This window comes from Pseudomonas sp. 15C (assembly GCF_055484735.1).
This window is the reverse complement of sequence record NZ_JBUDGD010000007.1, coordinates 95371-115314: the sequence shown is the minus strand read 5'-3', so window position 1 is coordinate 115314 and position 19944 is coordinate 95371. Positions and strand designations below refer to the sequence as shown.

Here is a 19944-nt window from a genome sequence, read left to right as displayed (position 1 = left end):
CGACAGGCGGTGTCGCACTGTCGAACAAGGGCTGCATTTTACAGCTTAATGAGGGTTTTACTAACGGATAAAGACAGGTCGCGACGCAATTTGGACAGCTGCCCCGCACCTTCCGCTATCAGACGAGCCGCTTACGCGAAGCTTTGGACGTACGTCCCAGAAACCAACCGAGAACCGGGCCGATCAGCATGCCAATCAGCAACGCCAATACGACAATCAACGATACTGGCAACTGCGGACCGGACAAACCCAGAAACAATAACGCCACCGACTGCTGGTTCTCCAGGACAAACGCCAGAACGACCAAAACCAGCAAAAGGATGAAAACGCCAAGAAGTATGCGCTTGAGGTTACGCATAAGTAACCCTCCGAAATACAGCGACTGTCAAACCCCCTCCTCCTCTTCTTCGTTCACTCGATCGCGCAATTCCTTGCCCGGCTTGAAATGCGGAACGAATTTACCGTCCAGACTGACCGACTGGCCGGTCTTCGGATTACGGCCGACGCGCGGCGCTCGGTAGTGCAGGGAGAAGCTGCCAAACCCGCGGATCTCGATGCGATCACCGGTGGCCAGACATTGGGACATTTGTTCAAGCATGGTCTTGATGGCCAGCTCCACATCCTTGGATGAGAGTAGCCCTTGATGGGTGACAATTCGTTCGATCAACTCCGACTTCGTCATATTTTTCCCTTCTTTTTCAAGCAGCTAGATCAGCGCTTGAAAGGTTTTAGCATGCCCGGAAGAATTTGAACAGCCCAGGGATTGACATATCTTTGCCAACGTAAAAATGCCCATTTTCAGGGCACCTGATCGACACGTCGGACTTCAGCGCAATCAACGACAGATCACCAGCATGGTCCGAGTCAGATAGCCAGCAGGGTTGAAGCCAAACGGATATTCATCTTCCTCCTTGGCATCGTCGGACCTCGTAACGACCTTGTAACCGGCGCCCTTGCACTCCTTCGCCGCGCGCTTCTGACACTTCTCCCAACCGGAACCCAGGCCGGAGCAGTCGACCTCAATCCCGCTGACACCACGTACTGCGTGAGTCTTCGCACTGGTGGTACACCCGGCCAGCACCAGCACTGCTGCCAATACAATAATCTTGTTCATCCACTTCCTTATGCCAGGCCAGTGCCCGACGACTGCACGCTCAAGACCAAGCTTAGTCGCGAATAGGCGATTGATCCGATTAAAGAAACAGACCCGCAAGCGAAGGCATTGGTTTCATGCACGGACGTACAAAGACCAAATCGCAGGCACAAAAAAGGGCGACCGAAGTCGCCCTTTTTCATGATCAAGCAGAACTTAGTTCTGTTTGGCCATTGCTTGACGCAGCAGTGCAGCCATAGTGGTATCGGCAGCGGCTTCCGGAGTCTCTTTCAAGCTCTGGATAGCTTCTTTCTCTTCAGCATCGTCTTTCGACTTGATCGAGAGCTGGATTACGCGGCTCTTGCGATCAACGCTGATGATCTTGGCTTCAACTTCCTGGCCTTCTTTCAGAACGTTGCGCGCGTCTTCAACGCGGTCACGGCTGATTTCGGAGGCTTTCAGGGTAGCTTCGATGTCGTCGGCCAGAACGATGATGGCGCCTTTGGCGTCAACTTCTTTCACGGTACCGGTCACGATAGCGCCCTTGTCGTTAACCGAGACGTACTCGGAGAACGGATCGCTTTCCAGTTGCTTGATGCCCAGGGAGATGCGCTCGCGCTCTGGGTCAACCGACAGGATGACGGTGTCCAGCTCGTCGCCCTTCTTGAAACGACGTACGGCTTCTTCGCCCACTTCGTTCCAGGAGATGTCGGACAGGTGAACCAGACCGTCGATGCCGCCGTCCAGACCAATGAAGATACCGAAATCGGTGATCGACTTGATGGTGCCGGAGATCTTGTCGCCCTTGTTGAACTGGCCAGAGAAGTCTTCCCACGGGTTCGACTTGCACTGCTTGATGCCCAGGGAGATACGACGACGCTCTTCGTCGATGTCCAGAACCATGACTTCCACTTCGTCGCCGACTTGTACGACTTTCGAAGGGTGGATGTTCTTGTTGGTCCAGTCCATTTCCGAAACGTGTACCAGACCTTCAACGCCTTCTTCCAGCTCTGCGAAGCAGCCGTAGTCGGTCAGGTTGGTTACACGAGCGGTAACGCGAGTGCCTTCTGGGTAACGGGCTTTGATAGCAACCCATGGATCTTCGCCCAGTTGCTTCAGGCCCAGGGAAACACGATTGCGCTCGCGATCGTACTTCAGAACCTTGACGTCGATCTCGTCACCAACGTTGACGATCTCGGAAGGATGCTTGATGCGCTTCCACGCCATGTCGGTGATGTGCAGCAGGCCGTCCACGCCACCCAGATCGACGAATGCGCCGTAATCGGTGAGGTTTTTGACGATACCTTTGACTTGCTGGCCTTCCTGCAGGGATTCCAGCAGAGCTTCACGCTCGGCGGAGTTCTCGGCTTCGAGGACGCTGCGACGGGAAACGACAACGTTGTTGCGCTTCTGGTCCAGCTTGATGACCTTGAATTCCAGCTCTTTGCCTTCCAGGTGCGTAGTGTCGCGCACTGGACGGACGTCAACCAGGGAACCTGGCAGGAACGCACGGATGCCGTTAACGTCGACAGTGAAGCCGCCTTTAACCTTACCGTTGATAACGCCCTTGACCACTTCCTCGGCTGCGAAGGCTGCTTCCAGAACGATCCAGCATTCAGCGCGCTTGGCTTTTTCACGGGACAGCTTGGTTTCGCCAAAGCCGTCTTCAACCGAATCCAGAGCAACGTGAACTTCATCACCAACGTTGATGTTCAGTTCGCCAGCATCGTTGTAGAACTGCTCAAGCGGGATGAGTGCTTCAGACTTCAGACCAGCGTGAACGGTTACCCAGCGAGCCTGGTAATCGATATCAACGATAACACCGGTGATGATGGAGCCTGCCTGAAGGTTCAGGGTTTTCAGGCTTTCTTCAAAGAGTTCCGCAAAGCTTTCGCTCATTTTAATTCCTGTAGATGAGGGCGAAGTAAACGCCCATCTCCACACCCCAGACGGTGTGGGTTAGTTTCATTTAAAAGAAGCACCGCAGGACTATGACTGGTCCCCTGCGACCTTCTTGGTCACCCGGCGATATCGCGAATGGCGATCTCGCTCATGATGCGTTCAAGCACCTGATCGATGGAAAGCTCCGTGGAATCCAGCTGAATCGCGTCGGCCGCCGGCTTGAGCGGGGCTACTGCGCGCTGGGTGTCACGCTCATCGCGTGCACGGATCTCATCTAGCAGACTCGACAGACTAACACCCTCGACTTTGCCCTTCAACTGCAAATATCGACGGCGCGCCCGCTCCTCGGCGCTGGCGGTGAGGAAAATCTTCAGCGGCGCATCAGGAAAAACCACTGTGCCCATGTCGCGACCATCGGCCACCAGCCCCGGCGCTTCCTGGAATGCGCGCTGGCGCTGCAGCAGCGCCTCACGCACGGCAGGCAGCGCAGCCACTTGCGAAGCGCCGGAGCCGACGCTTTCAGTGCGAATGACATCGCTGACTTCGTCGCCTTCCAGAATGATCCGCTGCAACTGACCTTCGGTCGCGGCGATGAACTGCACATCCAGATGAGCGGCCAATGTTTTCAGCAGCTCTTCATTGGTCAGGTCGACGCCATGGTTGTGTGCAGCGAATGCAAGCAAACGATAAAGCGCACCGGAATCCAGCAGGTTCCAGCCCAGACGCTTGGCCAGAATCCCGGCGACGGTGCCTTTGCCCGAGCCGCTTGGCCCATCGATAGTGATGACCGGTGCAATGTTTTTCACGACTGAGCCTCTTGTGCCACACGAATACCGACTTGTCCGCACAGCGCGAGGAAGTTGGGGAACGACGTCGCGACGTTGGCGCAATCATGGATGCGGATCGGTGCAGTGGCGCGCAAGGAGGCAACGCTGAAGGCCATGGCGATACGGTGATCGCCGTGACCATGCACCTCACCGCCGCCGATCTGGCCGCCATCGATGATGATGCCGTCCGGGGTTGGCTGGCATTTTACGCCCAGCGCCAACAGCCCGTCAGCCATCACCTGAATGCGATCCGATTCCTTGACCCGCAACTCTTCGGCACCGGTCAGCACGGTACGCCCTTCAGCGCATGCAGCCGCCACGAACAGCACCGGGAACTCATCGATGGCCAACGGCACCAGCTCTTCAGGAATCTCGATGCCTTTGAGTTTCGCCGCGCGCACGCGCAGGTCAGCCACTGGCTCGCCGCCGACTTCACGCTGGTTTTCCAGGGTGATGTCCGCTCCCATCAGACGCAGGATGTCGATGACGCCGGTGCGGGTCGGGTTGATGCCGACGTGTTCAAGTACCAGCTCGGAACCTTCGGCAATCGACGCCGCCACCAGGAAGAACGCCGACGAAGAAATATCGCCCGGTACTTCGATATGAGTCGCGGTCAGCTTGCCACCGGATTCAACCGAAGCCGTAGCACCTTCGACGCTCACCGGGTAACCGAAACCGCGCAACATGCGCTCGGTGTGGTCACGGGTTGGCGCCGGCTCGGTCACAGTGGTTTTGCCTTCGGCGTACAGACCGGCAAGCAGCAGGCAGGATTTCACCTGGGCGCTGGCCATCGGCATGGTGTACGTCAGACCTTTAAGCTTGTTGCCGCCGCGAATGGTCATCGGTGGACGACCTTCTGCTGCGGTTTCAATCACCGCACCCATTTCACGCAGCGGATTGGCCACCCGATTCATCGGGCGCTTGGACAGCGACGCATCGCCGGTCAGGGTGCTGTCGAAGTTCTGCGCCGCCAGCAGGCCGGACAGCAGACGCATCGAGGTACCGGAGTTGCCCAGATAGATCGGCCCCGGCGCAGGTTTCAGGCCGTGCAGGCCGACACCGTGAATGGTCACGCGGCCGTGGTGCGGGCCTTCGATGACCACGCCCATGTCGCGGAACGCCTGCAAGGTTGCCAGGGCGTCTTCGCCCTCGAGAAAACCTTCGACTTCGGTGACGCCTTCGGCCAGCGAGCCGAGCATGATCGAACGGTGGGAAATCGATTTGTCACCCGGTACGCGAATCCGACCGGACAGGCGGCCACCAGGTTGAGCCAGGAAGATCAGATCGTTGGAATTCATAGCGTCCACATAGGCCCTGCGGGCCAGGATTTTACTGAAATGCTCGCGGGCAACCCGGGCGCGCGTGAAAACGCCCAACAATTGGTGCCCATCCCCTGCATCGACCGCGTCGCGCAAGGCGTCGAGGTCGCTGCGAAATGTATCGAGTGTGCGCAGGACAGCCTCGCGATTGGCGAGAAAGATGTCGTGCCACATCACCGGGTCGCTTCCGGCGATTCTTGTGAAATCGCGAAAACCACCGGCAGCGTAACGGAAGATCTCCAGATTTTCATTGCGCTTGGCCAACGAATCGACCAGACCGAAGGCCAGCAGGTGCGGCAGATGGCTGGTCGCCGCCAGCACTTCATCGTGCCGTTCGACCTGCATGTGCTCGACGTCGGCACCCAATTCGCGCCACAGACGATCGACCACAGCCAATGCGGCCGGATCCGTCTGCTCAAGCGGCGTGAGGATCACCTTATGACGACGGAACAACTCGCCATTGGACGCCTCTACCCCGCTCTGCTCGGACCCGGCAATCGGATGCCCCGGCACGAAACGCACCGGCATGCCGCCGAACGCTTCGGTTGCCGCACGCACCACATTGCCCTTGGCGCTGCCGACATCGGTCAGAATCGCCTGCCCCAGATCCATGCCCGCCAACCGCGCGAGCAGTTTTTCCATGGCCAGTATTGGCACTGCCAACTGAATCACGTCAGCACCTTGGCAGGCAGCGGCCAAGTCGTCTTCGCAGCGGTCAACCACACCCAACTCGACCGCCAGCTTGCGCGATTGAGGGTCGAGATCGACCCCGACCACTTCGCCGCAGACACCGCTTTCACGCAAGCCTTTGGCAAACGAACCACCGATCAACCCCAGACCGACCACCACAAGGCGCCCGATCATAGGTGCAGCAGATTGCAGTGCGGTGACATCAACCACGAGCCAGAACCTTGCGCAGCGCTTCGAGGAAGCGGCTGTTTTCTGCCGGCAGACCGATGGTCACCCGCAGGTGGTTCGGCATGCCGTAGTTGGCCACCGGACGCACGATCACGCCTTCGCGCAGCAAGCCCTGAAACACCGGGGCCGCAACCTGAGCGAGATCGACGCAGATGAAGTTGCCTTTGGATTCGATCCAGCCCAGCCCCAGCTCACGCAAACCGGCTTGCAACTGCTGCATGCCTGCCTCGTTGAGCTGACGGCTTTGCGCCAGATATTCCTCGTCCTTCAACGCGGCACAGGCGGCCGCCAGGGCGAGGCTGTTGACGTTGAACGGCTGGCGCACACGATTCAGCACGTCAGCCACCACCGGGGTGGACAGTGCGTAGCCGACGCGCAGCGCCGCCAGACCGTAGGCCTTGGAGAACGTGCGCGACACCAGCAGATTCGGATAGGCCGCCAGGAAATCGAGGCCGTCCGGCAGATCGCTGCCTTCGGCATATTCGATGTAAGCCTCGTCGAGCACCACCAGCACATGTTCCGGCACGTCCTGCAGAAACTCGTCCAGCGCCTCGGCACCGAACCAGGTACCGGTCGGGTTGTTCGGATTGGCGATGAACACCACGCGGGTATTGGCGTCGATGGCCGCGAGCATGGCGGGCAGGTCATGCCCCCAATCCTTCGCGGGTACTACTTTGGCTTGCGCACCGACGGCTTGGGTAGCAATCGGATATACAGCGAAAGCGTGCTCGCTGAACACGGCATTCAGGCCCGGCGCCAGATAGGCGCGGGCAACCAGCTCGAGAATGTCGTTGGAGCCGTTGCCCAGGGTGACCTGATTCAGCTCGACGCGGCATTGCTCGGCCAGCAGGGATTTCAGCGCGAAACCGTTGCCGTCCGGGTAACGGGTCAGCTCCGTCAGCTCTTCGCGAATTGCCGCCAGAGCTTTCGGGCTGGCGCCCAGCGGGTTTTCGTTGCTCGCCAGTTTGACGATTTTTGCCGGATCCAGATCCAGCTCGCGCGCCAGTTCGTCCACAGGCTTGCCCGGAACGTACGGCGAAAGTTGTTGCACGCCCGGCTGTGCCAGAGCGAGGAAGTTGCCACTCATTTGCTACCGCCCTTAGAGAACTGCTTTCGGGTAGGAACCCAGCACTTTGAGTGCTACCGCTTCCTGACTGATCTTTTCCAGCACACCCTTGATCAACGGATCGCGGTGATGGCCGACGAAGTCGATGAAGAACACGTACGTCCATTTGCCGCTGCGCGACGGACGGGTTTCGATGCGGGTCAGGTCGATCCCGTTGTCATGGAACGGCACCAGCAGCTCGTGCAGCGCGCCGGGCTTGTTGCTCATGGACACAATGATCGACGTCTTGTCGTCGCCGGTCGGCGGCACTTCCTGGTTACCGATCATCAGGAAGCGCGTGGAGTTGTCCGGGCGATCCTCGATCTTCTCGGCCAGACGCGTCAGGCCATACAGGCCCGCCGCCATGTCACCGGCAATCGCCGCCGAATTCCATTCGCCCTTGACCCGCTTGGCCGCTTCGGCGTTGCTCGCCACCGCGACGCGCTCGACATTCGGGTAATGCGCGTCCAGCCACTTGCGGCACTGCGCCAGTGATTGCGCGTGGGAATAGATACGGCTGATGCTATCGGTCTTGGTGTTCTCGCCGACCAACAGATGATGGTGAATGCGCAGCTCGACTTCGCCGCAGATCACCATGTCGTGCTCGAGGAAACTGTCGAGGGTGTGGTTGACCGCACCTTCGGTAGAGTTTTCCACCGGGACCACGCCAAAATTCACCGCACCGGCCGCCACTTCGCGGAACACTTCATCGATTGCCGCCATCGGTTTGCTGATCACCGCGTGGCCGAAATGCTTCATCGCCGCCGCTTGGGTGAAGGTGCCTTCAGGGCCGAGGTACGCCACTTTAAGTGGCTGCTCCAGCGCCAGGCACGACGACATGATTTCGCGGAACAGCCGTGCCATCTCTTCGTTGCCCAGCGGCCCCTGATTGCGTTCCATCACCCGCTTGAGCACCTGAGCCTCACGCTCGGGACGATAGAACACCGGCACTTCGCCTTCGGCCAGCGAGGCCATCTTCACGCGCGCAACTTCCTGGGCGCAACGCGCACGCTCACTGATCAGCTCGAGGACTTTGGTGTCCAGAGCGTCGATGCGAACGCGCAGTGCCTTGAGTTCTTGCTCGGACATCAGCCGTGTTCCTTCTCGAATTCAGCCATGTAGGCCACCAGCGCGTTGACCGCGTTGAGGTCGACGGCGTTGTAGATGGAGGCGCGCATGCCGCCCACCGAGCGGTGACCCTTGAGGTTGAGCAGACCGCGCTCGTCGGCGCCGGCGAGGAACGGCTTGTCCAGACGATCATCGGCCAGACGGAACGGCACGTTCATCCACGAGCGATCCGACTTGTTGATCGGGTTGCTGTAGAGGCCGCTGGCGTCGATGAAATCGTACAAGGTGCGCTGCTTGACGTCGTTCAGTTTAGCGATCGCGTCGACGCCGCCCTGCTCCTTCAGCCACTGGAACACCAGACCGGAGAGGTACCAGGCCAGGGTCGGCGGAGTGTTGTACATCGAGCCGTTATCGGCCGCGACCTTGTAGTTGAGCATGGTCGGGCACAGCGCGCGGGCCTTGCCAAGCAGGTCTTCGCGGATGATGTTGACGACGATGCCGCTCGGGCCGATGTTCTTTTGCGCGCCGGCGTAGATCATGCCGAAACGCGAGATGTCGACCGGCCGCGAGAGGATGTCCGAAGACATGTCGGCCACCAGCGGCACGTCGCCGGTTTCCGGGATCCACTGGAATTCCAGACCGCCGATGGTTTCGTTCGGCGCGTAGTGAACGTAAGCGGCGTCTTTCGACAGGTTCCACTCGTTCTGGCCGGGAATGGCGAAATAGTCGTAAGGCTTGGCGGTGGCAGCCACATTGACGTGACCGTAGCGCGAAGCTTCTTCGATGGCTTTCTGCGACCAGATACCGGTGTCGATGTAGTCGGCCGAGCCGCCTTCAGGCAGCAGATTCAGCGGAATTTGCGCGAATTGCTGGCTGGCGCCGCCTTGCAGGAACAGCACTTTGTAGTTCGACGGGATATTCAGCAGGTCACGCAGATCCTGCTCGGCCTGGGTCGCGATGGACACGAACTCATCGCTGCGATGGCTCATTTCCATGACCGACAGACCCTTGCCGTGCCAATCAAGGAGTTCACCCTGGGCGCGCTGCAGAACAGCTTCAGGCAACGCCGCAGGACCGGCGCAGAAGTTATAGGCTCGCTTGCTCACATCCAATCTCGCTCTGATTTGATATCACGCATTAAATCGTATCGATCGTCGACACTGGAATGGCGATGAAACGCTTTCCAGTGCAGGAGTGAGCCTGCTCGCGATAGCGGTGCGTCAGTCAACGAATGCTATCTGACACACCGCTATCGCGAGCAGGCTCACTCCTACAGGGGATCTCCTTGCCTGACGATATTTCATACCGGACAAATAACAAGGGGGCGAATTTTCATCCGCCCCCTCGTTTGTCCGCTTATTCTTGCGGCTCTTCGTCAGCTGCGGCGTCGAGTTGCTGGTCATCTGCGGCCTCGTCGATACCGACGGTGCCCTCGAATTCCTCGCCCTCTTCACCTTCAAGCTCTTCACCTTCGATTTCCGAAGGCTCCTGAACCCGCTCAAGGCCGACCAGGGTTTCATCCTTGGCCAGTTTGATCAGCGTTACACCTTGAGTGTTACGACCCAGGCTCGACACTTCGTCGACACGGGTGCGCACCAGGGTGCCCTGATCGGAGATCAGCATGATTTCTTCACCGTCCTGCACCTGCACCGCGCCGACCAGTCGGCCGTTACGCTCGTTGCTGACCATGGCGATAACGCCCTGACCGCCACGCTTGTACTCAGGGAACTCGGTGATCGCCGTGCGCTTGCCATAACCGCGCTCGGAAGCGGTGAGAATCTGGCTGCCTTCTTCCGGAATCAGCATGGAAATCAGCTTTTGCCCTTCCGGCAGACGCATGCCGCGAACACCGCGAGCGGTACGGCCCATGGCGCGGACTTCGGATTCCTTGAAGCGGGTGACCTTGCCGCCGTCGGAGAACAGCATGATTTCCTGCTCGCCATCGGTAATGGCGGCGGAGATCAGGATGTCGCCTTCGTCCAGCTCCAGCGCGATCAGACCGACGCTGCGCTGACGGCTGAAGGCCACCAGCGGGGTCTTTTTCACGGTGCCGTTGGCAGTCGACATGAAGATGAACGGCGCTTTCTTGCGATCGGCAGCCTTGATGCGTGCGCGGCGCTCTTCGTCGGTTTCGTTGTTGTTTTCGATCTCTTCTACATCAGCCTCGACGCCTTCGGCTTCTTCTTCATCAGCCTGACGCTTCATGGCTTCGAGATCGACCGGCAGCATGGTGGTGATGTACTCGCCTTCGCTCAGCGGCAGCAGGTTGACCAGCGGACGACCACGGGCGGCGCGGGACGCTTCCGGGATCTCGTAGGTCTTGAGCCAGTACACCTTGCCCTTGCTGGAGAACAGCAGCAGCGTGGTGTGGCTGTTGGCAACCAGCAGGTGAGCGATGTAGTCCTCATCCTTGACGCCGGTGGCCGATTTGCCTTTGCCGCCACGACGCTGCGCCTGATACGCCGCCAATGGCTGGGTCTTGGCGTAGCCGCCGTGGGAAATGGTCACCACGCGCTCTTCTTCCGGGATCATGTCGCCCAGGGTCAGGTCGAGACGCGCATCGAGGATTTCGGTGCGGCGCTGATCGCCGTATTCGGCGCGGATCACTTCCAGCTCTTCGCGGATCACTTCCATCAGGCGCACGGCGCTGTTGAGGATACGGATCAGCTCGCCGATCTGGTTGAGGATCTCTTGATACTCGGCCAGCAGCTTTTCGTGCTCCAGACCGGTCAGACGGTGCAGGCGCAGTTCGAGAATGGCTTGCGCCTGTTCCGGCGACAGGAAGTACTTGCCTTCGCGCAGACCGTATTGCGGATCGAGGTTTTCCGGACGGCACGAATCGGCGCCGGCACGCTCGACCATGGCCACCACCGCCGAGGATTCCCACGGCGTGCTGACCAGCGCTTCCTTGGCTTCCGACGGCGTCGGCGAAGCCTTGATCAGGGCGATGACCGGGTCGATGTTCGACAGGGCAACGGCCTGGCCTTCGAGAATGTGACCACGCTCGCGCGCCTTGCGCAGTTCGAACACCGTACGGCGGGTGACGACTTCGCGACGATGACGAACGAACGCTTCGAGCAGATCCTTGAGATTAAGGATGCGCGGGCGGCCGTCGATCAGCGCCACGATGTTGATGCCGAATACCGATTGCAGCTGGGTCTGGGCGTAGAGGTTGTTGAGGATCACCTCAGGCACTTCACCGCGACGCAGCTCGATTACCACGCGCATACCGTCCTTGTCGGACTCGTCGCGCAGTTCGGTGATGCCTTCGAGTTTCTTCTCTTTGACCAGCTCGGCGATCTTCTCGATCAAGCGCGCCTTGTTCAGCTGGTAAGGGAGTTCGGTGATGACGATCTGCTGACGGCCACCGACCTTGTCGATGTCTTCGATGATCGAGCGGGCGCGCATGTAAATGCGCCCGCGACCGGTACGGTAGGCTTCGATGATGCCGGCGCGACCGTTGATGATCGCCGCGGTCGGGAAGTCCGGACCGGGAATGTATTGCATCAGCTCGTCGACGGTCAGCTCGGGATTGTCGATGAGCGCCAGGCAACCGTCGATGACTTCACCGAGGTTGTGCGGCGGGATGTTGGTCGCCATGCCCACGGCGATACCGCTGGAACCGTTGACCAGCAGGTTCGGTACGCGGGTCGGCATGACCGCCGGGATCAGTTCGGTGCCGTCGTAGTTCGGCACCCAGTCCACGGTTTCCTTGTGCAGGTCGGCCAGCAGCTCGTGCGCCAGCTTGGTCATGCGCACTTCGGTGTATCGCATGGCCGCGGCATTGTCGCCGTCGACAGAACCGAAGTTGCCCTGGCCGTCGACCAGCAGGTAACGCAGGGAGAACGGCTGGGCCATACGAACGATGGTGTCGTACACGGCGGTGTCACCGTGCGGGTGATACTTACCGATCACGTCGCCGACGACACGGGCAGATTTCTTGTACGGCTTGTTGAAGTCGTTGCCCAGCTCGCTCATCGCGAACAGCACGCGACGGTGCACGGGCTTGAGGCCATCGCGCGCGTCCGGCAGTGCTCGGCCGACGATTACGCTCATTGCGTAGTCGAGGTAGGACTGTTTCAGCTCGTCTTCGATATTGACCGGGAGGATTTCTTTGGCCAGTTCGCCCATGAGAAGCCTGATTCCTTTTTCTGGTGAAACTTCGTCATATCCATGTGGGAGCAACGAAGCTCGTCGGGGCAGGCCGGGGGCCATGCGCCGACTTACGACAAATCAACATTCGGATCGCGGATTTGCGCAGTGAAGACAGCTCCGTGGAGCTGCCTCGGAAAACGCCGGATGTTATCACAAGAGCCGCCACGCACCTATCCCCCAGATGCGCATGGAGCATAGTTAGTTGACCGGTGACAGGCTTGAGGGGGACGAGAGAGGCTCAGAGCTTCTTTGAATGTGAAATCCGGGGCAGGTTTACAGTTGTTTATTGACATTCAGGCCCTCATCGCTGGCAAGCCAGCTCCCACAGGTTCAGTGCCAGGCACAAAACCTGTGGGAGCTGGCTTGCCAGCGATGAGGGCCCGCTCAGACGCCACAGCCTGTCAATGCAGGCGCTTGCGGCACATCAACTGGGCCATCTTGGCGGTGTCCGGGCGTTCAACGATGCCTTTTTCGGTGACGATCGCGTCGATCAGGTCCGCCGGGGTGACGTCAAACACCGGGTTGAACGCCTCAACATCCGCACCGACGCGCTTGCCGCCGACTTCGAGCAATTCGGCGCCGGCGCGCTCTTCGATCGGGATGTCGTCACCGCTGGCCAGGTTCATGTCGATGGTCGAGCTCGGCGCCACGACCATGAAGCGCACGCCGTGGTGCATGGCGTTGACCGCCAGTTGATAGGTGCCGATCTTGTTCGCCACATCGCCATTGGCGGTGATGCGGTCGGCGCCAACGATGACCCAGGTCACGCCTTTGGTTTTCATGATGTGCGCGGCGGCGGAGTCAGCGTTGAGGGTCACCGGAATACCTTCGTTGGCCAGTTCCCATGCGGTCAGGCGCGAGCCTTGCAGCCATGGACGGGTTTCGTCGGCGTAAACGCGTTCGACCATACCTTCAATATAAGCCGCGCGAATCACCCCCAGCGCCGTGCCGAAACCGCCGGTTGCCAGGGCGCCGGTGTTGCAATGAGTGAGAATTGCTTGAGCATTGCCCTGATGTTTGCGGATCAGGTCGACGCCCAACTGCGCCATGGTCAGATTGGCTTCGCGATCGCTCTCGTGAATGGCGATGGCTTCCGCCTCCAGCGCCACCAGTGGATCGGCGTTGCCTTTGAGGCGATCGAGGCGATCATGCATGCGCCCCAGCGCCCAGAACAGGTTGACCGCGGTCGGACGGGAATCGGCCAACAGCGCGAAGTCTTCCTCCAGCGCCGCGTACCAGTCGCCACCCTCGGCAATCCGCGCACGGGCGGCGAGCACGATGCCATAGGCCGCGCTGATGCCGATGGCCGGTGCGCCACGCACGACCATCGAGCGAATCGCCTCAGCCACGCCGGCGGCGCTGGTGTAGGCGATCCAGGTTTCTTCAAACGGCAAAATACGCTGATCCAGCAGGTGCAGCGCGCCGTCTCGCCAATCGATGGCCTTCACTTTCTCCGCAGCCAACAGTCGATCGCGCATCCCACACCCCGCACTCATGAACAAAAGCCGCCGATTATAGCGATCCCCCCGCGAAGACGCTCGGGTATACTTCGCCATCCTTTACAAAAGCACTGGAACCGACTCCCGATGCCCAAACCTGCCATTGCGCTCGACCTGTTATTGCTGCCGACCTGGCTGGTCCCCGTCGAACCCGCTGGCGTCGTGCTCAAGGAGCACGGCCTGGGCATCCGCGACGGTTGCATCGTGTTTATCGGCCCGCGCGCCGAAGCGTTGAAGTGTAACGCCACTGAAACCCGCGAATTACCGGATGTACTGCTCGCCCCCGGCCTGATCAATGCTCACGGTCACGCTGCAATGACATTGTTCCGCGGCCTGGCGGACGATCTGCCGCTGATGACCTGGCTGGAAAATCACATCTGGCCGGCCGAGGCCAAATGGGTCGATGAAGATTTCGTCCGTGACGGCACCGATCTGGCCATTGCCGAGCAGATCAAGGGCGGCATCAGCTGTTTTTCCGACATGTATTTCTACCCCAAGGTCGCCAGCGAGCGTGTGCACAACAGCGGCATTCGCGCGCAGATCGCCATTCCGATCCTCGATTTCCCGATCCCGGGTGCCAGCAGCGCCGATGAAGCCATCCGTCAGGGCGTCGAGCTGTTCGGCGATCTGAAACATCACGATCGCATCAAGATTACTTTCGGCCCTCACGCACCGTACACCGTCGGCGACGAGAACCTCGAGAAAATCCGCGTGATTGCCGAGGAGCTGGACGCGGCGATCCACATGCACGTCCACGAAACTGCCTTTGAGGTGCAGCAGGCCGTCGAGCAATCCGGCGAGCGGCCACTGGCGCGTCTGGGCCGCCTCGGCCTGCTCGGCCCGCGTTTCCAGGCCGTGCACATGACCCAGATCAGCGATGACGACCTCGCGCTGCTGGTAGAAAGCAACACCAGCGTGATCCACTGCCCAGAGTCGAACCTCAAACTGGCCAGCGGTTTTTGCCCGGTCGAGCGTTTGTGGCAGGCTGGAGTGAATGTCGCGGTCGGCACCGATGGCGCCGCCAGCAACAACGATCTCGACCTGCTCGGTGAAACCCGCACTGCGGCCTTGCTGGCCAAAGCCGTTGCCGGTTCGGCCACCGCGCTGGACGCCCACCGTGCGCTGCGCATGGCCACGCTCAACGGCGCGCGGGCACTGGGGATCGACGCGCAAGTCGGCTCGCTGGAAATAGGCAAAGCCGCAGACATCGTGGCTTTCGATCTGTCCGGTCTGGCGCAGCAGCCGGTGTATGACCCGGTTTCGCAGCTTATTTATGCCACCGGCCGCGATTGCGTGAAACACCTGTGGGTCGCCGGCAAGCCACTGCTCGACGACCGGCGCCTGACCCGCATGGACGAACAGCAACTGGGCGCGACCGCGCGCCATTGGGGCCAGCGCATCAGCGGCCACACCGAATCGTAAACACCGTGGAGCAGACTCCGCGGCTACAGCCTTTTTGAAGTTTTTCGAGGATTTGAACATGAGCAACGTCGACCACGCCGAAATCGCCAAATTCGAGGCCCTGGCCCATCGCTGGTGGGATCGTGAAAGCGAATTCAAACCGCTGCACGACATCAACCCGCTGCGCGTAAACTGGATCGACGAGCGGGTCAATCTGGCCGGCAAGAAAGTCCTCGACGTCGGTTGCGGCGGCGGCATCCTCAGTGAAGCCATGGCCCAGCGCGGCGCGACCGTGATGGGCATCGACATGGGCGAAGCGCCGCTGGCGGTCGCGCAACTGCATCAACTGGAGTCCGGCGTCAGCGTCGAATATCGGCAGATCACGGCCGAAGCGCTGGCCGAAGAAATGCCCGAGCAGTTCGACGTGGTCACCTGCCTGGAAATGCTTGAGCACGTTCCGGACCCATCGTCGGTAATCCGCGCCTGTTTCCGCATGGTCAAACCCGGCGGCCAGGTGTTCTTCTCGACCATCAACCGCAATCCGAAGGCGTACCTGTTCGCGATCATCGGCGCCGAATACATCATGAAGCTGCTGCCGCGCGGCACCCACGACTTCAAGAAATTCATTCGCCCCTCCGAACTGGGCGCGTGGAGCCGCATGGCTGGCCTGACCGTCAAGGACATCATCGGCCTGACGTACAACCCGCTGACCAAGCACTACAAGCTGTCCAACGACGTTGACGTCAACTACATGATCCAGACCCTGCGCGAGGAATAAGCATGGCTATCAGAGCGGTTCTCTTCGACATGGACGGTACCCTGCTCGACACGGCGCCGGACTTCATCGCCATCTGCCAGGCCATGCGCGCCGATCGCGGCTTGCCGCCGATCAACGACAAGCACATCCGCGACGAGATTTCCGGTGGCGCCAAAGCCATGGTCGCGGTGACCTTTTCGATGGACCCGGAATCGCCGGGCTTCGAGGAGTTGCGTCAGGAATTTCTCGAGCGTTATCTGGTCGGCTGCGCAGTGCACAGCAAGCTGTTCGACGGCATGGCCGAACTGTTGGTCGACATCGAAAAAGCCAACCTGATCTGGGGCGTGGTCACCAACAAGCCGGTGCGTTTCGCCGAGCCGATCATGCAGCGACTGGGGCTGGCCGAGCGCTCGGCGCTGCTGATCTGCCCGGATCACGTGAAAAACAGCAAGCCCGATCCAGAGCCGCTAACCCTCGCATGCAGCATGCTTGATCTGGATCCGTCGACGGTACTGTTTATCGGCGATGATCTGCGCGACATCGAATCCGGCCGCGCCGCCGGGACCAGGACCTGCGCGGTGACCTACGGCTACATTCACCCGGACGATCACCCACGTCACTGGGGTGCGGACGTGGTAGTCGATCATCCGCTGGAGTTGCGCAAGGTGCTCGATAACGCGCTGTGCAGCTGCTGAACCTGACGCGAAGGGGCACAGGCTGGATTGCCGTGCAAAGCGCGTACGCTCTGACTCTTGAAGAGGTTGTTTATGTTTGATTACACCGCTCGTCCCGAATTGCTCAAGGATCGGGTCATTCTGGTCACCGGTGCCGGTCGCGGCATCGGTGCAGCGGCGGCGAAAACCTACGCCGCCCATGGCGCCACGGTGCTGCTGCTGGGCAAGACCGAAGCCAATCTGACCGAGGTCTACGACGCAATCGAAGCGGCAGGCCATCCGCAACCGGCGGTGATCCCGTTCAACCTCGAAACCGCCCTGCCCCATCAATACGATGAACTGGCAGCAATGATCGAAACCGAGTTCGGCCATCTCGACGGTCTGCTGCACAACGCCTCGATCATCGGCCCGCGCACGCCGATCGAACAGTTGTCCGGCGAGAATTTCATGCGCGTGATGCAGGTCAACGTCAACGCCATGTTCATGCTGACCAGCACCCTGCTGCCGCTGCTCAAGCTGTCGCAGGACGCCTCGGTGGTGTTCACCTCCAGCAGCGTGGGCCGCAAGGGTCGCGCCTATTGGGGCGCGTACGGCGTGTCGAAGTTCGCCACCGAAGGCCTGATGCAAACCCTGGCCGATGAAGTCGACGGCGTGGCGCCGGTGCGTTCCAACAGCATCAACCCGGGTGGCACCCGCACCAGCATGCGTGCGCAAGCCTATCCAGGAGAAAACCCGCTGAACAACCCGACCCCGGAAGAGATCATGCCGGTGTACCTGTACCTGATGGGCCCGGACAGTGCCGGGATCAACGGTCAGGCGTTCAACGCGCAGTAACTGCCACACGTCGCTTTTGTTGCCGCGGCAGATTGCTGTCGCGGCAGACCTTTGCCGCCTGTAACCGTCATAAATCAGCCAAATTCCCGGCAGCGACCCGCTCAGCCTTTATTCAACCTGTTGATTTTAATCGCTTTAAATTAAAGCGAACCGATTGGCATGACTTTCGCTCTAACGTTCCTCAAAGCATGCCGTGTGAAGGCAATGGGGCGAGACCGATTTCGATAGCTGACTTATCGTCATCCGGCAGACTAGACTTACGCCAGATGTCCTACGGGACTGACGGACCAGTATGACGCGCAGCCCATCGCCGCCCTCACCCAGCCTGTAAGACAGACTTACTGCTTAGGGGCTCACGCCATATGAAATCACCCACCCAGACCAATGCGATTGACTTCGACAGTGCCAAATTGCAGCGCCTGGGCTTTGGTCAACTGCCTCCCCTGCAGGAGCGTCCGGCCAGTCTGGCGCAACTGCGCCAGCAGATGAGCCTGCAACTGCAGACCAGCCTCGAACCGCAACGCATCCTCGGTCTGTTTTTCCGCGAAGTTCAGCGCCTGGTGCCGCTGGACGCCTTGGTTTATGCGCATCAGGGAAGCGATCTGCGCCTGGAGTTCGGTAGCCGTGGCCATCACTCGATCAGCTATAGCCTGAGTCATGAAGGCGAGCATCTGGGCGAAGTGGTGTTCCGCCGCAACCAGCGTTTCAACGAGCTTGAACAAGGCCAACTGGAATCGTTGCTGTCGTCCTTGCTGTACCCGATGCGCAACGCCCTGCTCTATCGCGAAGCAACGCAGAGCGCGCTGCGCGATCCGCTGACCGGCGCCGGCAACCGCATCGCCATGGAGCAGACCCTGCAACGCGAAATCGACATGGCGCGGCGTCATCAACAACCATTGTCACTGCTGATGATCGACATCGACCATTTCAAACGGGTCAATGACAGTCATGGTCACAGCGCCGGCGATAACGTGCTGAAAGCGATTGCTGCGACGCTGAAAGCGCAGTTACGCAATGTCGACATGGTGTTTCGATATGGCGGGGAAGAGTTCCTGATCCTGCTGTCCAACACCAGCCGCGAGGCCGCAGCGATGGTCGGCGAACGGCTGCGTTACGCGACGCAGACCGCCGAGTATTACGCCGATGGCCAGTTGATCGAACTGACGGTCAGCCTTGGTTGTTCGACATTGCTGCCCGGCGAATCAGCCGACAGCCTGCTGCGACGGGCCGACAGCGCGCTGTACGTGGCCAAGCGTGAAGGTCGTAACCGCCTGGCGATGGCCGGCTGAGTTTCCCCAGCCACCACAAAACAACTGTAGGAGCGAGCCTGCTCGCGATGCGGTGAGTCAGCCAAGGCAATCATTGAATGACACACCGCTATCGCGAGCAGGCTCACTCCTACAGGGGGTTTGCGTGAAGCAGCGAATCTGCGGAATACCACAAAACAACTGTAGGAGTGAGCCTGCTCGCGATGCGGTGAGTCAGCCAAGGCAATCATTGAATGACACACCGCTATCGCGAGCAGGCTCGCTCAGTTTTACCCGGGTTAGCGACCGATCAATTCTCGACTACCGCCCTGCGCTCGCGGTTGTGCACTGCGCGCTCCGACGTCTCTAGCTGCATGCAGCGTTCAAGGAACAGGTACATGTAGTCGTAGCTTTTGCAGATTGCCTGGCGCAGTTCGGCCTGCAAGGCCTTGCCTGGGTTCATGCCGGCCAGGGTGCAGATGATTTCCAGGGCTTCCCACGGATGCGCGTCGTCGTACTGCGCATGCATCTTCAGCCACTTCATCGCACGCTTGCGTTCCTCTTCGGGAAACGCGGCAGCGTAGACGCCGGTGGAGCAGACCACCGCCGACCACTCCCCGGTAGCGCCTTCGATGGCGTAGTTGGTCGCGGCAATGGCGACGATCAGCGAATCGGCTGAACTGGTGTGCCAGCACCAATGACTCAAGGCATGCAATTCCGGCGGCACGTGCTGGGCCTGAAGGTCTTCCAGGCTAACGCCGTGGGCCCTGCTCCAGTGCACCCAGTAATCGGCGTGATTGAGTTCGACGCGAATGTTGCGCATCAGCCAGCGTCGCGCCATGTCCTCACCCGGATGGCGAGCAAAACGGGTCTTGGTAAGGTTCTGCGCCATGTACAAGGCAAATTGCTCAACCACCGGCCAGCCACCAATCAGGTACTGACGCATGGTTCTGGCGCTGAGCTTGTTATCACGCATGCGCAGGTAAAGTTCATGTTCGACAACCCGGCGCTTGCTCTCGCTGCAATCCTGAATCAGCTGTTGTGCCCAGCCAGGATAACTTGCAGCTTCCATGAGGGGTCCGGTTCGGTTGAATGTGTCGATCACTGTTCGGCTCCTTTTGAGTTGTGATTGTAAGGATCGGCAG

The 19944-nt window shown here is 60.0% G+C and carries 17 protein-coding genes; 5 read left to right on the top strand and 12 right to left on the bottom strand.

The features are described from left to right. Nucleotides 1-118: 118 nt before the first annotated feature. From ACYYKW_RS06440 to mtnA, 11 genes are all read right to left on the bottom strand, one after another. On the bottom strand, nt 119-358 hold the full coding sequence (locus ACYYKW_RS06440) for a lipopolysaccharide assembly protein LapA domain-containing protein (protein ID WP_093099544.1): 240 nt from the start codon (nt 356-358) through the stop codon (nt 119-121). Between the two features lie 27 nt (nt 359-385). Beyond that, nucleotides 386-682 carry an integration host factor subunit beta gene (gene ihfB / locus ACYYKW_RS06435; RefSeq protein WP_003189779.1) on the bottom strand — a complete coding sequence of 99 codons (297 nt, stop codon included), beginning with the start codon at nt 680-682 and terminating at the stop codon, nt 386-388. 153 nt (nt 683-835) lie between these two features. Next, complete coding sequence (locus tag ACYYKW_RS06430; RefSeq protein ID WP_336356386.1) at nt 836-1114, bottom strand: hypothetical protein; 279 nt, start codon at nt 1112-1114, stop codon at nt 836-838. Between the two features lie 195 nt (nt 1115-1309). Further along, a complete protein-coding gene (gene rpsA / locus ACYYKW_RS06425; protein ID WP_093099539.1) occupies nt 1310-2992 on the bottom strand; it encodes a 30S ribosomal protein S1 in 1683 nt (560 codons plus the stop codon). A gap of 119 nt (nt 2993-3111) precedes the next feature. Beyond that, complete coding sequence (gene cmk, locus ACYYKW_RS06420; protein ID WP_024013869.1) at nt 3112-3801, bottom strand: (d)CMP kinase; 690 nt, start codon at nt 3799-3801, stop codon at nt 3112-3114. Further along, nucleotides 3798-6005, bottom strand: a complete 2208-nt coding sequence (locus ACYYKW_RS06415; protein WP_464989680.1) for a bifunctional prephenate dehydrogenase/3-phosphoshikimate 1-carboxyvinyltransferase — start codon at nt 6003-6005, stop codon at nt 3798-3800. The genes cmk and ACYYKW_RS06415 overlap by 4 nt, the downstream gene beginning before the upstream one ends. Before the next feature lie 28 nt (nt 6006-6033). Continuing rightward, a complete protein-coding gene (gene hisC / locus ACYYKW_RS06410; RefSeq protein ID WP_336356384.1) occupies nt 6034-7146 on the bottom strand; it encodes a histidinol-phosphate transaminase in 1113 nt (370 codons plus the stop codon). A 12-nt stretch (nt 7147-7158) separates the two neighbouring features. After that, the gene (pheA, locus tag ACYYKW_RS06405) at nt 7159-8253 is read right to left on the bottom strand and encodes a prephenate dehydratase (RefSeq protein WP_093099529.1); all 1095 of its coding nucleotides are present in this window, start codon (nt 8251-8253) and stop codon (nt 7159-7161) included. After that, nucleotides 8253-9338, bottom strand: a complete 1086-nt coding sequence (gene serC / locus ACYYKW_RS06400; protein ID WP_090288602.1) for a 3-phosphoserine/phosphohydroxythreonine transaminase — start codon at nt 9336-9338, stop codon at nt 8253-8255. Before serC ends, pheA begins: the two co-directional genes overlap by 1 nt. Nucleotides 9339-9588: 250 nt before the next feature. After that, nucleotides 9589-12363 (bottom strand): DNA gyrase subunit A, encoded by a 2775-nt coding sequence (gyrA, locus tag ACYYKW_RS06395; protein ID WP_464989679.1) that lies wholly within the window; start codon nt 12361-12363, stop codon nt 9589-9591. Between the two features lie 425 nt (nt 12364-12788). Then, nucleotides 12789-13865 (bottom strand): S-methyl-5-thioribose-1-phosphate isomerase, encoded by a 1077-nt coding sequence (gene mtnA / locus ACYYKW_RS06390; RefSeq protein WP_206415881.1) that lies wholly within the window; start codon nt 13863-13865, stop codon nt 12789-12791. 108 nt (nt 13866-13973) lie between these two features. Here mtnA and ACYYKW_RS06385 point away from each other — a divergent pair, with 108 nt between their 5' ends. From ACYYKW_RS06385 to ACYYKW_RS06365, 5 genes are all read left to right on the top strand, one after another. Next, nucleotides 13974-15308, top strand: a complete 1335-nt coding sequence (locus ACYYKW_RS06385; protein WP_464989678.1) for a TRZ/ATZ family hydrolase — start codon at nt 13974-13976, stop codon at nt 15306-15308. Nucleotides 15309-15366: 58 nt separating this feature from the next. Beyond that, nucleotides 15367-16065 (top strand): bifunctional 2-polyprenyl-6-hydroxyphenol methylase/3-demethylubiquinol 3-O-methyltransferase UbiG, encoded by a 699-nt coding sequence (gene ubiG / locus ACYYKW_RS06380; RefSeq protein ID WP_090285070.1) that lies wholly within the window; start codon nt 15367-15369, stop codon nt 16063-16065. A gap of 2 nt (nt 16066-16067) precedes the next feature. Then, the gene (gene mupP, locus ACYYKW_RS06375; RefSeq protein WP_093099513.1) at nt 16068-16739 is read left to right on the top strand and encodes an N-acetylmuramic acid 6-phosphate phosphatase MupP; all 672 of its coding nucleotides are present in this window, start codon (nt 16068-16070) and stop codon (nt 16737-16739) included. Between the two features lie 72 nt (nt 16740-16811). Beyond that, the gene (locus ACYYKW_RS06370) at nt 16812-17552 is read left to right on the top strand and encodes a YciK family oxidoreductase (RefSeq protein WP_090285074.1); all 741 of its coding nucleotides are present in this window, start codon (nt 16812-16814) and stop codon (nt 17550-17552) included. A gap of 362 nt (nt 17553-17914) precedes the next feature. Continuing rightward, nucleotides 17915-18841, top strand: coding sequence for a GGDEF domain-containing protein (locus ACYYKW_RS06365; protein ID WP_464989677.1), 927 nt, complete (start codon nt 17915-17917; stop codon nt 18839-18841). A 268-nt stretch (nt 18842-19109) separates the two neighbouring features. Here ACYYKW_RS06365 and ACYYKW_RS06360 read toward each other — a convergent pair whose 3' ends face one another. Continuing rightward, on the bottom strand, nt 19110-19871 hold the full coding sequence (locus tag ACYYKW_RS06360; RefSeq protein ID WP_418951641.1) for a TenA family transcriptional regulator: 762 nt from the start codon (nt 19869-19871) through the stop codon (nt 19110-19112). Between the last annotated feature and the right edge of the window lie 73 nt (nt 19872-19944).